Annotated in this window: 13 protein-coding genes; 6 read left to right on the forward strand and 7 right to left on the reverse strand. The window is 72.6% G+C overall.

What is annotated here, in order from left to right:
• The 4 genes from ACWEPX_RS02315 to map form a co-directional block, all read left to right on the forward strand.
• Window positions 1-198 (forward strand): flavodoxin-dependent (E)-4-hydroxy-3-methylbut-2-enyl-diphosphate synthase (locus ACWEPX_RS02315; RefSeq protein ID WP_451895267.1); only part of this gene is annotated, 198 nt, incomplete at its 5' end.
• A gap of 57 nt (window positions 199-255) precedes the next feature.
• A complete protein-coding gene (locus ACWEPX_RS02320; protein ID WP_451895268.1) occupies window positions 256-1104 on the forward strand; it encodes a GNAT family N-acetyltransferase in 849 nt (282 codons plus the stop codon).
• A 20-nt stretch (window positions 1105-1124) separates the two neighbouring features.
• Window positions 1125-2924, forward strand: a complete 1800-nt coding sequence (locus ACWEPX_RS02325) for a penicillin-binding transpeptidase domain-containing protein (protein WP_451895269.1) — start codon at window positions 1125-1127, stop codon at window positions 2922-2924.
• A 14-nt stretch (window positions 2925-2938) separates the two neighbouring features.
• Window positions 2939-3796 carry a type I methionyl aminopeptidase gene (map, locus tag ACWEPX_RS02330; protein WP_451895270.1) on the forward strand — a complete coding sequence of 286 codons (858 nt, stop codon included), beginning with the start codon at window positions 2939-2941 and terminating at the stop codon, window positions 3794-3796.
• Here the strand turns inward: map and ACWEPX_RS02335 are convergent.
• The gene (locus tag ACWEPX_RS02335; protein WP_451895271.1) at window positions 3783-4460 is read right to left on the reverse strand and encodes an alpha/beta fold hydrolase; all 678 of its coding nucleotides are present in this window, start codon (window positions 4458-4460) and stop codon (window positions 3783-3785) included. The two genes, map and ACWEPX_RS02335, sit on opposite strands and share 14 nt — an antisense overlap.
• A 50-nt stretch (window positions 4461-4510) precedes the next feature.
• Between ACWEPX_RS02335 and ACWEPX_RS02340 the strand changes: the two genes are divergently transcribed.
• Window positions 4511-6022: a cobyric acid synthase gene (locus tag ACWEPX_RS02340; RefSeq protein WP_451895272.1), complete on the forward strand. Its 1512-nt coding sequence runs from the start codon at window positions 4511-4513 to the stop codon at window positions 6020-6022.
• 10 nt (window positions 6023-6032) lie between these two features.
• Here ACWEPX_RS02340 and ACWEPX_RS02345 read toward each other — a convergent pair whose 3' ends face one another.
• The 4 genes from ACWEPX_RS02345 to ACWEPX_RS02360 form a co-directional block, all read right to left on the reverse strand.
• Entirely contained in the window at window positions 6033-6707 is a 675-nt protein-coding gene (locus ACWEPX_RS02345; protein WP_451895273.1) for a FadR/GntR family transcriptional regulator, read from the reverse strand.
• A gap of 114 nt (window positions 6708-6821) precedes the next feature.
• On the reverse strand, window positions 6822-8189 hold the full coding sequence (locus tag ACWEPX_RS02350; protein WP_451895274.1) for a mycothione reductase: 1368 nt from the start codon (window positions 8187-8189) through the stop codon (window positions 6822-6824).
• A 43-nt stretch (window positions 8190-8232) separates the two neighbouring features.
• A complete protein-coding gene (locus ACWEPX_RS02355) occupies window positions 8233-8769 on the reverse strand; it encodes a YbhB/YbcL family Raf kinase inhibitor-like protein (RefSeq protein ID WP_451895275.1) in 537 nt (178 codons plus the stop codon).
• Entirely contained in the window at window positions 8766-9887 is a 1122-nt protein-coding gene (locus tag ACWEPX_RS02360; protein ID WP_451895276.1) for a VanZ family protein, read from the reverse strand. Before ACWEPX_RS02360 ends, ACWEPX_RS02355 begins: the two co-directional genes overlap by 4 nt.
• Window positions 9888-9991: 104 nt before the next feature.
• On the opposite strand from ACWEPX_RS02360, the gene ACWEPX_RS02365 reads away from it, so the two are divergent.
• The gene (locus tag ACWEPX_RS02365; protein WP_451895277.1) at window positions 9992-11044 is read left to right on the forward strand and encodes a M48 family metallopeptidase; all 1053 of its coding nucleotides are present in this window, start codon (window positions 9992-9994) and stop codon (window positions 11042-11044) included.
• A gap of 481 nt (window positions 11045-11525) precedes the next feature.
• Here the strand turns inward: ACWEPX_RS02365 and ACWEPX_RS02370 are convergent, their stop codons facing one another.
• Both ACWEPX_RS02370 and ACWEPX_RS02375 read right to left on the reverse strand, forming a co-directional pair.
• Entirely contained in the window at window positions 11526-11852 is a 327-nt protein-coding gene (locus tag ACWEPX_RS02370; protein ID WP_451895278.1) for a YnfA family protein, read from the reverse strand.
• A gap of 874 nt (window positions 11853-12726) precedes the next feature.
• On the reverse strand, window positions 12727-13557 hold the full coding sequence (locus tag ACWEPX_RS02375) for a M15 family metallopeptidase (protein ID WP_451895279.1): 831 nt from the start codon (window positions 13555-13557) through the stop codon (window positions 12727-12729).
• Window positions 13558-13562 lie beyond the last annotated feature (5 nt).

Consider the following 13562-nt stretch of genomic DNA (forward strand, 5'->3'; position numbering starts at 1 on the left):
GTGGTCAACGGACCCGGCGAAGCCCGCGAAGCCGACCTCGGCGTCGCCTCCGGCAACGGCAAAGGCCAGATCTTCGTCAAGGGCCAGGTCATCAAAACCGTCCCCGAGCACCAGATCGTGGAGACCCTGATCGAGGAGGCCATGCGGCTAGCCGAGACGATGGAGCCGGGCGAGGCCCCTACCGTATCCGTGTCCTGATCGATTCTCCCCGATTGCCATTCCCCGCGAACCGGGTGAATCTGGCACGCTTGAAGAATGTTGCGCCTCGCGGGAGCTCGACTGCTCGACGAGCGGGACAATCAGGCGGTCAGGGCCGTGCTGGCCGCCGATCAGATCGCGTCCTGCATGGTCGCCTCCCGGGTGGAGGCGGCGGGGGTTGATCCGTGGCGGCTCGGCGGGGAGCTGTGGGGGTGCGGCATCCGCGCGGGCAGCAAGCTGGACTCGCTGTGCTTCGCCGGGCCCAACCTGGTGCCGCTGGCCGGGCGGCCATCGGCCGTGCGCGCCTTCGCCGAGCGGGCCATCCGCAGGCGCAGGCTGTGCTCGTCGCTGGTCGGGCCTGCCGAGCAGGTCATGGGCATGTGGGAGGAGCTGGCTCCGGAGTGGGGGCCGGCCCGCGACGTGCGCGAGGACCAGCCGCTGCTGGCCATGAACGGCCCCACCCGGGTCAAACCGGACAGCAAGGTGCGCCAGGTGCGCCCCGACGAGCTGGACCGGTACCTGCCCGCCGCGGTGGCCATGTTCATCGAGGAGGTCGGGGTCGACCCGCGCGTCGGCGACGGCGGCGCGGGCTACCGGGCCCGGGTGGCCGAGCTGATCGCCACCGGCCGGGCGTTCGCCCGCTTCGAGAACGGCGAGGTCGTCTACAAGGCCGAGATCGGGTCGATGTCGCGCGCGGTCGGCCAGATCCAGGGCGTGTGGGTGCACCCGGACAAGCGCGGCCGCGGCTACGGCGCGACCGGCACCGCCGCGGTGGTCCGCAGGCTGGTCGAGGGCCTCGGCCGCACGGCGAGCCTGTACGTCAACTCCTACAACGCCCCGGCCCGGGCGGTGTACGACCGGATCGGGTTCGTGCAGGTCGGGCAGTACGCGACCGTGCTGTTCTAGGGTCGGGCATACTGCGGGACGTGCGCTCACTCCGCCGTCCGGCCGCGTTGGCCGCCGCCCTGGTCGCCGTCCTGCCGCTGACCGCGTGCACGCTCTTCGGCGGGGACTCCGGGCCGCGCGAGGTCGCCGCGCAGTTCCTGGCCGCGATCGCGGGCGGGGACAGCACGACCGCCGCGTCGCACACCGACTCGCCCGAGTCGGCCAAGGCGCTGCTGGACCAGGCCCGCGACCGGCTCAAGCCCGAGGCGGTGCGCGCCTCGGTGGTGGAGGTGGCCGAGCGCGGCGACGGCGACGTGGGCGACGCGCGCTTCACCATCACCTGGGACCTGGGCAAGGGCCGCAACTGGACCTACGACTCCGGCTTCGAGCTGCGCCGCGGCGACGACGCCTGGAAGGTGCACTGGGCGCCCAGCGTGCTGCACCCGAAGCTGTCCACCGGCCAGTCGCTGGCCGTGGAGACCCTGGAGTCGCCGCTGGCCCCGGTGCTCGACCGGGACGGGACGGCCCTGCTGTCCCCGGTCCGGGTGATCTCGGTGCTGTTCGAGAAGGCCAAGGCCGACAACCCGGACGCGGTGGCCGCGAGCCTGGCCCGCGCGCTGTCGGGCATCGACCGGGCCATCACCAAGCAGTCGATCCTCGACGGCGCCGCCGAGGCCGCCACCTACACCGTCGTCGTCCTGCGCGAGACCGACTACCAGAAGGTGCGCTCGGCGATCTACGACCTGCCGGGCGTGCGGTTCACCAGCACCACCCGGCTGCTGGCCCCGGACAAGTCCTTCGCGCCCGCCCTGGTGCCCGCCATCCGCGCGCAGGTGGAGCAGGTCGTCGAGGGCAAGTCGGGATGGCGCGTGCACACCGTGGACACCAACGGCGCCGAGGTGACCGAGCTGCACGTCGAGGAGGCCAAGCCCGCCGACGCCGTGCGCACCGTGCTCAGCGTGAAGCTGCAGCGCGCCGCCGAGCGGGCGCTGGCCGCCGAGCAGAAGCCCGCCATGCTGGTGGCCATCCAGCCCTCCACCGGCCAGGTCCTGGCGGTCGCGCAGAACCCGGCGGCCGACAAGCAGGGCCCGATGGCGCTGATGGGCCGCTACCCGCCGGGCTCGACGTTCAAGATCGTGACCGCGGCGGCGGCGCTCGACTCCGGCATGGCCACCGCGGAGACCCCGCTGCCCTGCCCCCCGACCACCACCATCAACGGCCGGGTCGTGCCCAACAGCGACCGGTTCGACAAGGGCACGGTGCCGCTGCGCTCGGCGTTCGCGTTCTCCTGCAACACCACCTTCGCCGACCTCGCGGTGAAGATGCAGCCGTCGACGCTGACCGACATGGCCGCCCGGCTGGGCCTGGGCGTGGACTTCGTCGTGCCGGGCATCACCACCATCACCGGCTCGGTCCCGCCCGCCGACGACGTGGTCGAGCGCGCCGAGGACGGCTTCGGCCAGGGCAAGGTCGTCGCCAGCCCGTTCGGCATGGCCGTGGTCACCGCCAGCGTCGTGTCCGGTCGGCTGACCCCGCCGACGCTGATGGACGGGACCACCACCCAGGCGAACATGACCCCCGAACCGGTGCCCGCCGCGGTGCTGGGCCCGATTCGGCAGATGATGCGCGAAGTGGTGACCGGCGGCACGGCGACCGCGCTCAACCGGTTCCCGAACACGCACGGCAAGACCGGAACCGCCCAATTCGGCGACGGGACTCGCTCGCACGGGTGGTTCGTGGGCTACCAGGGCGACGTGGCGTTCGCGGTCCTGGTCACCGATGCGGGGACCTCCGGTCCCGCGGTCGCTGCCAGTGGGCGATTCCTGGATGGCCTGGGCTGATTAAGGTGGTGGGCATGTCCGTTCGTGCCCCGTTGACCCCCGGCGTGCAGTCGCCGCGCCGCCCCGTGCCCCCCGCGATCCCGCGGCCGGAGTACGTGGACAAGCCCGCGCCCAAGCGCTACACCGGCTCCTACGTGCAGACGCCGGAGACCATCGAGGCGATGCGGGTCGCAGGCCGGCTCGCCGCGCAGGCGCTGGCCGTGGGCGGCGAGGCCGTCAAACCGGGCGCGACCACCGACGACATCGACGCGGTGGTGCACGAGTTCCTCATCGACCACGGCGCCTACCCCTCGACGCTGGGCTACCGCCGGTTCCCGAAGTCGTGCTGCGTGTCGCTCAACGAGGTGATCTGCCACGGCATCCCGGACTCGACGGTGATCGAGGACGGCGACATCGTCAACATCGACGTCACCGCGTTCATCGGCGGCGTGCACGGCGACACGAACGCCACCTTCTTCGCGGGCGAGGTGAGCGAGGAGGCCCGGCTGCTGGTCGAGCGCACGCACGAGGTGACGATGCGCGCGATCAAGGCCGTCCGGCCGGGCCGGGCGCTCAACGTCATCGGGCGGGTGATCGAGAGCTACGCCAAGCGCTTCGGCTACGGGGTGGTGCGCGACTTCACCGGCCACGGCATCGGCGAGGCGTTCCACAGCGGCCTGGTGATCCTGCACTACGAGGAGCCCAGCGTCACCACCGAGCTGGAGGTCGGCATGACCTTCACCATCGAGCCGATGATCACCCTCGGCGGCATCGACTACGACATCTGGTCCGACGACTGGACGGTCACCACCAAGGACAAGAGCTGGACCGCCCAGTTCGAGCACACGATCGTGGTGACCGAGTCCGGCGCGGAGATCCTCACCCTGCCGTAGCCAGCAGGACCTCCAGGACCGCGGCCGCGGTCGGCCCCGGGTGGGTCGCGGGCGCGAGGTGGTCCAGGTCGAGGGAGCGGGTGGGCCAGCCGCGGGCCTGGGCGTCGGCGAGGTCGTCGGCGTAGGCGGGGGAGACCCGCACGTAGCCGGAGGGGCCGTCCCAGTCGACGCTGGGGCGCGGCTCCTTGAGGAAGGCGATCGGCACCTCCGGGGCTTCCTCGGCGATCTCCGGGTCGACCGGGAAGTCGGGGAACCAGGCGGGCCAGCGCGGCAGCAGCCCGTCCGGGCTGATCGCGCGGAACTTCGCGTACAGCTCGGCCGGGACGGTCTCGCGCCAGCTCAGCCCGGGGGTCGGCAGCCCGGCGTCGAGGTAGACCAGGCCGCTGACCTGCCCGCCAGCGTCGTCGATCTGCTCGGCGAATGCGGGCAGCAGCGGCCCGGCCCCGCTGTGCCCGACGAGGGCGACCGGGCCCAGCGGCAGCGCGTCGGACATCACGTCGGCGAAGGCGCCGATGAGCCGCTGGTGCACCGGCGGGGTGACCACGCTGGGCCGCAGGTCGGGCAGCACCGCCGGGTGCCCGAGCGCGGCCAGCGCGTCGGCCAGCGGGCGCAGGCTGGCCGGGCCGAGGAACGGGCTGTGCACCAGGACGGCGGTGATGGGCATGGGGGCGATGATGGCAGTCCCGGCCGACAGCCGGGGAGAGGATGGGGTGGATGTCCGGGGCGCTGCTGGTCGCGGGGACGACGTCGGACGCGGGCAAGAGCGTGCTCGTCGCGGGCCTGTGCCGCTGGCTGGCCCGTTCGGGGGTGCGCGTGGCGCCCTTCAAGGCGCAGAACATGTCGAACAACTCGTTCGTCACGCTCGACGGCGGTGAGATCGGACGGGCGCAGGCGTTCCAGGCGTTCGCGTGCGGGGTGGAGCCGTCGGTGCGGTTCAACCCGGTGCTGCTCAAGCCGGGGTCGGACCGCTCGTCGCAGGTGGTCGTGCTGGGCAAGCCGGTGGGGACGGTCTCGGCGCAGTCGTACCGGGGCCGCAAGGCGGAGCTGATGGAGGTCGTGCTGGCCGCCCTGGAGTCGCTGCGGGCGGAGTACGACGTGGTGGTGTGCGAGGGGGCGGGCTCGCCGACGGAGATCAACCTGCGCGCGACCGACATCGCCAACATGGGCCTGGCCAGGGCCGCGCGGCTGCCGGTGGTCGTGGTGGGCGACATCGACCGCGGCGGGGTGTTCGCCCACCTGTACGGCACGCTGGCCCTGCTCGACGCCGCCGACCAGGCGCTCGTCGCCGGGTTCGTGATCAACAAGTTCCGCGGCGACCCGGCGCTGCTGGCGCCGGGCCTGCGCCAGCTCCGCGCGCTGACCGGCCGGGACGTGCTGGGCGTGCTCCCCTGGCGCGAGGAGCTGTGGCTCGACGCCGAGGACTCCCTGTCCTACCGCGCCGACGGCGTGGTCGGGCGCCCGGTCGAGCCGGTCGGGCCGGACTGGCTGCGGGTGGCGGTCATCCGGCTGCCGCGGATCTCCAACGCCACCGACGTCGAGGCGCTGGCCTGCGAACCGGGCGTCTCCGTGCGCTTCGTGACCACGCCGATGGGGGTCGCCGACGCCGATCTGGTCGTCGTCCCGGGCTCGAAGTCGACCGTGGCCGACCTGGCCTGGCTGCGCTCCCGCGGGCTGGCCGACGCCGTCGCCGCCCACGCCGCGCAGGGCAAGCCGGTCATCGGGATCTGCGGCGGCTTCCAGATGCTCGGCAGGCTCATCGTCGACACCGTGGAGTCCGACGCGGGCGCGGTGCCCGGGCTCGGGCTGCTGGACGTGGAGGTGGAATTCGCCGCCGAGAAGACGTTGTCCCGCCCATCCGGCACCGCTTTCGGACACCCCGCGACCGGGTACGAGATCCACCACGGTCGCGTCCGGTGGAATTCCGAAACCCCGCTGGTCACCGCGGACGGAATGGCGGAGGGCGCTATTTCAGGTTCGGTTCTGGGCACGCATTGGCACGGGCTGCTGGAGAACGACGGCGTGCGCCGGGAAGCCCTGCGCTGGGCAGCCCGGTTGGCGGGCAGGCGCTTCACCCCGGGCGCGGTGTCCTTCGCCGCGGCCCGCGCCGCCCAGGTCGACCTCCTCGCCGACCTGGTGGCCGAGCATCTGGACACGGCGGCCATCCGCGCCCTGCTCAGCGGGGGTGCGCCCGCGGGCATGCCCGTCCTGCCGCCGGGGGCGCCGTGAGGTCTGCGGCTCAGCCCCGGTCCAGCTCGGCCAGCAGCTCGTCCAGGAAGCCGCCCGCCTCGCTCGCGGCCCGGTCCGGGTCGCGGTCGGTGATGGCCTGGAGCAATCCCCGGTGGTCGACATTCGCCTTGTGCGGGGCTTCGCGCACGGTGGTGGCCACCGAAGCCCGCACGACCTCCGTCAATCCCTGGTACAGCTCCGTCAGCAGCGTATTGTGCGAGCAGCGCATCACCGCGCCGTGGAATTCGGCATCCTTTTCGATGCCCACGGCGAAGTCCTGCGCCTCCATCGACTTCTCCCGCGCGCTGAGCACGGCGGTCAGCTCGCGCAGCTCGTCCTCGGTGCGGTTCACCGCGGCGAGGCGGGCGCCCTCGACCTCCAGGATCCGGCGGACCTGCAGCACCTCGCGCAGCTCCGACCCGACGAGCCTGCGCAGCGCCCCGGAGAACTCGCTGGTGGCGCGGACGAACGTCCCGTCGCCCTGGCGGACCTCCAGCAGCCCGGCGTGGGCGAGGGCGCGGACGGCCTCGCGGACGGTGTTGCGGCCCACGCCCAGGGCGTTGACCAGTTCCGGTTCGGTCGGGATGCGTTCGCCGACCTTCCACTCCGCGGTCGCGATGGCCGACCGCATCTGCTCGATCACCTGGTCGACCAGGCCGGTCCGGCGGGTAGTGGCCAGCGGCACGACACCAATCCCTTCCCTCAATGCGTTTGCCACCCGGCAACCACTTCCGGGTGGCGGGAGTCCAGAGTGCCATGCCCGCTCCCGGCGCAAGCACGGAGTGGGCAAAGATCCAGCTCAGGGCAGGGGCAGGCTCAGCAGCGCGTTCTCGATGACCTCGGGCATGGCCGGGTGGATCCAGTACTGACCGCGCGCCATCCGCCGGGCGTCGAGGCCGAAGCTCATCGCCTGGATGACCGGCTGGATGACCGTCGCGGCCTGCGGGCCGATGATGTGCGCGCCCAGCAGCAGGCCGGTCTCCGGGTCGGCGAGGAGCTTGGCGAAGCCGGTGGTGTCCTCCATCGCCCACCCGTAGGCGATGCCCGAGTACGCCTGCGTCGCCGTCACGTGCGGCACCCCGCGCTCGACCGCCTCCTGCTCGGTCAGCCCCACCGCGGCGATCTGCGGCGAGGTGAACACCGCGTGCGGCACGAACCGGTGGTCGGACTCGATCGGGTCCTCCGGGTGCAGCAGGTTGTGCTGGACCACCCGCGCCTCGTGGTTGGCCACGTGCTTGAGCTGCCAGGGCGAGGAGATGTCGCCCAGCGCCCACACGCCGTCGGCGGTCGTGCGCTGCTGGGCGTCGACCATGACGTAGCCGTACGGGCTCAGCTCGACCCCGCCCGCGGTGGTGTTGAGCAGGTCGGTGTTGGGCGTGCGGCCGATGGCGACCAGCAGCGCGTCCGCGTCCACCGCCGAGCCGTCGTCCAGGTGCAGGCGCACGCCGTCGCCGAGGCGCTCGACGCGCTCGGTCTCCCGGCCCAGCCGCACGTCCCAGCGCTGGGCCGCCAGCTTGGTGAACTGCATGCTGATGTCGCGGTCCTCGCGCCGCAGCAGCGCGTCGGAGCGCACGACCACGGTCACCTCCGTCCCGAAGGCGGAGAAGACGTGCGCGAACTCCGCGGCGATGAACCCGCCGCCGAGGATCGCCAGCCGCCGCGGCGGGGCGGGCAGGCGCATGATCGTGTCGCTGGTGTGGAAGGGCACCTCGGCCAGGCCGGGGACCGCGGGCGCCATCGGCCTGCTGCCCGCGGCCAGCACGACCCGGTCGGCGGTGAACTCCTCGTCGCCGACCGCGAGCCTGCGCTCGCCGGTGAACCGCGCGGTCCCGGAGAACACGGTGACGTTGGCGTTGTCCGGGTGCTCGCGCCGGTACTGCTCGCCGCCCTCGGCGATCGGGTCGATGCGGCCGAAGATGCGGTCGCGGATCTCCGGCCAGCGCACCCCGTCCAGCGTCAGGTCGACGCCGAGCCGGGCCGCGTGCTCCGGGGAGGCGGCCAGGTCGGCGGGGTGGACGTACATCTTGGTGGGGATGCAGCCCGCGTTCAGGCAGGTGCCGCCGAAGCGGCCGCGCTCGACGAGCGCGACCCGCCAGTCGGCGAAGCGGGGGTCGAGGAGGGAGTTGCCGGAGCCGGTCCCGACGATCACCAGGTCGAAGTGGCGCACATCCCCATCCAACCCCGGCGCCCGGCCCCGGCATTCCCCAGGGTCAGTGCCGGTAGACCGGGGCGATGATCGCGCGCGCGAGCGTGTGGAAGGCCAGGTTGAAGCTCACGACCGCGGCGCTGGCGTTCTCGTCCACGTCGAGCTTGTCCACGTCCACGGCGTGCACGACGAAGTAGTACCGGTGGTCCTGGTCGCCCTGCGGCGGCGCGGCGCCCGCGTAGTCGCGGGAGGACATGTCGTTGCGGACGTGGAAGGCGGCTCCGGGCAGGGAGTCGTCGTCCTTGCCCGCGCCTGCGGGCAGCTCCGTGCAGTCGGCGGGCAGGTTGACCGCGACCCAGTGCCAGAAGCCGCCGGGGATCGGCGCGTCCGGGTCGAAGCAGGTGACCACGAAGCTGCGCGTGCCCTCCGGCGCGCCGCTCCACGCCAGCTGCGGCGACACGTTCTCCCCGCCTGCCGAGGGGTGCACGTGCCTGGCCGCCAGCAGCTCGCCGTCGCGGACGTCGGTCGAGGTCACGGTGAAGGCGCCTGCCTTCGGCAGCAGCTCGTACGGGTCGGGCGCGACCGGGCGGTCGAGGCTCATGGGGAATCCTCCGGGACGGGCTTGCGATCTTCGGCGACCAGGCTAGTCCCGGCGCCCCCGGCGCGCGTGTCGACCAGCCGCAGGCCCGCGGCCGCGCCGGAGAGGCCGCGGTGCCCGCGGGTCGGCCAGACCGCGATGGCGCTGACCAGCAGCAGGATGATCGAGGCCGCGCCGAGGCCGACGGCTTCGAGGATGAAGTAGCCGCCGGAGCCGACCAGGAACCGGACCAGCATCCGCCACACCGCGGGCTTGCGCCCGTCCGGGCCGACGGGGTTGAGCAGCACGACCCGCTGGCCGAAGGTGCCGCCGTTGCCCGCCAGCGGGGTGATCAGCAGCAGCAGGCCGACCGGCACCACGTAGCTGAGCAGCCAGCCCAGGTCGGGCGGGGTGGCGTCGAGGCCGTAGATCCACACCGCGTTGACCGCGACCGTCAGCAGGCCGCCGAGCAGCGTCACCGCCACCACGTCGACGGCCATGCCGAGCAGCCGCCGCCACGCGGTGACCGGCCGCGGCTCCCCGGGCTCGGCGTCCACCCGCTGGCCGGGGACCAGCCGCAGCAGCGGGGCCAGGGCGAAGCCGATCGCCGCGCCGAGGGTGTTGGCGATCAGATCGTCCACATCGAACAGCCGGTACGGGCAGGCGAACAGGCCCCAGACGGCGGTGAGCTGGGTGAACTCGATGAACAGCGAGGTCAGCGCGCCGATGATGACGACGGTGAGCAGGTTGCGGTGGAACAGGTGCCTGCCGAACATGCCCAGCGGCACGAACAGCGCCACGTTGAACACCACCTGCTGGAGCGCGGGGTTGCGCAGCGTCGCGCTGATGCCGCTGCCGATGCGCTCCTCGCGGAAGTCGGCGATGAAGCGCAGCGGGTCCAGCTGCGCCACCCGGACCGCGTTCCGGGCGCACCACTCCGGCGTGGTGTCCGGGACGGGCAGCAGCGTGTAGGTCCACAGGGCCAGCGCGTAGACGAGCAGGCCGAAGGCGAGGACGGCGTGGCCGAGCCCGAACTCGCCGCGTTTGCGGTAGCTCCAGGCGATGTAGGGCACGACCAGCAGCACGGCCAGCACCGTGCCGCCGATGAACGCCAGCAACGCGGACATGGCGGGGTCGGTCATGGTTGGAATCTAGGTGCGTCCAGGCGCTCCGGCTGGGTTGTGGACAACTCGCCACCCGGTCCGGCGAATCCGCCTACTGTGGGTGCCAGACGAGGAGGACCACCATGACCGAGGACAACCAGGGCGCCGACGAGGTGTCGCGCTCCACCAGGGTCCGCTTCCCGCGGATCAGCCCCCGGGCCTACGAGCACCCGGCCGACCGGGGGGCGATGGCCGCCCTGCGGGCCGTGCCGGGGGTCGGCGACGTGCTGCGCGGCGTCGCGGGCCTGTTCCCCGAGCGCGGCGAGCGGCTGATGGCGCTGGCCTCGTCGATCCGGGTGGGGGACAAGCAGTACCCCAAGATCAACCAGCTGCGCCTGGAGTGCGCCGAGACGCTCGACCTCGACCGCGTGCCCAACGTGTTCGTCTCCCGCGACCCCCGGGCCCAGGCGCTCACGGTGGGCATCGACGAGCCGTTCATCGTGCTGACCACGGGCCTGGTCGAGGCGATGGACACCGAGAGCCTGCGGTTCGTGCTGGGGCACGAGATGGGCCACGTGCTCTCCGGCCACGCGGTCCTGCGCACGCTGCTGATCCGCCTGCTGAGCCTGCAGCAGACGATGGCCTTCGTGCCGATGGGCGCCCTCGGCCTGCGCGCGGTGATCGCCGCCCTGCGCGAGTGGTTCCGCAAGGCGGAGCTGACCTGCGACCGCGCGGGCCTGCTCTGCGGCCAGGACCCGACCGCCGCCCTGCGCACCCACGTCTACCTCGCGGGCGGCACCGACCTCACCCAGATCGACATCCCGTCCTTCCTCCAGCAGGCGAGCGAGTACGAGAACGTCGAGGACATCCGCGACAGCATCCACAAGCTCCGCAACGTCGAAACGACGGGCCACCCCTTCGCCGTGGTCCGCGCCGCCCAACTCCAGCGCTGGGCCGCCAGCGAGGACTACCGCGAAATCCTCACCGGCACCTACCAACGCCGCGAAGACGACACCACCACCCCCACCTTCACCGAAGACCTCCGCTCCGCAGCCAAGTCCTACAAGGACACCATGTCCACCTCCACCGACCCCTTGGTCAAACTCCTCAACGACGTAGGCACCGCAGTCTCAGGCGCCGCAGGCAAGGTCTTCAGCAAATTCACCCCCACCACCCGCGCCCCCCACGACAACTAACCCACCCACCCCGCCGCCAGCGCCGCCCCCGCGGCGCCCGGCGGCCCCACCCCACCAACCACCCCACCCCACCAACCACCCCACCCCACCACCCGACTACGTCCCTCGCCTAACCGCCTGACGAATGCCCCACCCACGGCGAGAGCCCAACGACTAGCTTTGCCCCGCAGCCCCGCAGCCCCGCAGCCCCGCAGCCCCGCAGCCCCGCAGCCCCGCAGCCCCGCAGCCCCGCAGCCCCGCAGCCCCGCAGTGCGGCCGCCCCGGCGGCTTCGCAGTCGCACCAGTGCGGTAGCCCGCTGCCCCGCGCCCCCCGCAGTGCGGGTGCCTCGCCGTCCCGCAGTCCCGCACCGCGGCAGCCCCGCACCGCGGCTTGGGCGGATACGGTCTCCGACTGCCTCGTTCCCGGCAGTCAGCCCCCACCAAGCACCGCCCCACGACGCGACCCGAGGCACCCGACGTACCCCACCCCCGCGGCGAGCCCTCACCCCCGAGGCGCGTACATGATCAACCCAACCCCGATCAAGCACACCACGGCCCCCGCGATGTCCCACCAGTCCGGCCGGAACCCGTCCACCACCATCCCCCAAGCCAACGACCCCGCCACGAACACACCCCCATACGCCGCCAACACCCGCCCGAAGTGCACCTCGTCCTGAAGCGTCGCCGCAAACCCGTAAGCCCCCAGCGCCAGCACCCCACCCAACACCCACAACCACCCCCGCCCCTCCCGAACTCCCTGCCACACCAACCAAGCCCCACCAATCTCCGCCACCGCAGCCGCCCCAAACAACGCAATCGACTTGACCACGAACGTCCCTCCTCAATCACCAACCAGCACCCAAGTATCCGCCCCCTCCACCCCGCCCCGAGCCAATCACCACCATCCCCGCCCCGAGCCAATGACCATCCCCACCCACCTACCCGTCCCCAACTCGCGCCCACAGCAGGCCCCCACCACCCCCACGCGCCTGCGCCATCTCCATCCCACGACCGCAGCCCGCGCCCACCGTCCTAGCGCGTTTCCGCCGTCTCCAACTCACGCCCACCGCGCGCCTGCCATCCCCCGCGCGTCCCGCCGTTCCCAACCCGCCACCGCTGCACGCCCCTACCGCCCCGCCGCCCCCGCCAGCCTCCGCCATCTCCAGCCCGCGGCCGCAGTGCGGCCCCCACCACCCCCCGCGCCTGCGCCGTCCCAACCTGCGCCTGCCGTCCCGTACACCCCCGGCACCCGCACGCACCCGGCTCCTTCACGCGCCCGGCACCCGCACGCGCCTGCGCCGCCCACAATCCGCACCCACAGCACGCCCCCGCCATCCCCCGCGCTCCCAGCTCGCGACTGCTGCACGCGCCCACCGTCCTCACGCGCCTGCGTCGTCTCCAACCCGCGCCCGTGGCGCGCCCGCCATCCTCGAGCGCTTCCGCTGGCTCCAGCCCGCGACCGCCAGTACGACCCCACCAGCCCCGCGTGCCTGCGCCGTTCCCAAACTGCGCCTGCCGTCCCGCACGCGCCCGGCACCCTCACACGCCTGCGCCGTCCCAACCCGCCGCCCGCCCAGTGCCCACCCCACCCTGCCTCAGCACCCCCGCCAGGACTCGAACCTTCTAACAAGAGCTTCGAAGGCTCCAGCCCCGCCCCGCCGCCCACCCAACGACCGGCCTTCGCCGCCGGAGCGGCCAGCCGTTCAGCGGCCTGTGGCCGTGAAGTGCTGGATGTCCACCGGGCTCGTCCAGTCCCCGCCCCACGACCACCCGATCCCCCGGAAAGCCCGCACCACCTCATCCCCCCGGAACACCATCCCCGGCCGCCGCCACCCCCGGTCCACGTAGGACGACGCCAACTCCGGCAGCACCAAATCCCCCCGCACATACGGATTGCAGAACGGATTCACATCGATCGCCAACCCCGACGCATGCGCCGACCACGTCTTCAACCCCACCGCGGGCCTGCACACGAACGACGTCGTGTTGTTGCCGTCGCCGGTGGGGTGCAGGTCCAGTTCCGGTCGCGCCGTCACCCGCATCTCCTCGATCGGGAAGCGGATGGCGTGCAGGCGGGCGAAGACGTCCGTCACCCCCTTCGCCACCCGCGCGTGCACGATCATCTCGCCGGTGTGGTGGCGTCCGTCGAATCCCCAGAACGTCATCGTCAGGTAGCGCAGGTCTGCCGCCGCCACCGGGCATTCCGGCTGCCACGTGCTGCGTTCCAGCACCTCCGCAGGCACAGCCGAGATCGTCGACGCATACGTCGATCCCCGCGGCGGCGGCAAGGCGTCAACCGTCGGCAGTGAACGGTTCGCCAGCACCGGCGGCGTGGGCAGGACTTGGCCGAACCCGTCCGGTCGCAGCGGCAGCGGCCGCGAGCCCACCACCCACAACGGTTTCGGCTGCTCGGTAGTGGTCGTCGTCGTCACCGACGTCGTTGTCCGCGTCGTGGTGGTCGACGCGACCGGCGCGGAGGAGCGCATTGCCCGCTGCTCAGCCGGTGTCGTGCAGCCTGCCAGCGCGGTCAGCACGAGCG

The sequence above is a fragment of the Actinokineospora sp. NPDC004072 genome, from assembly GCF_053604195.1.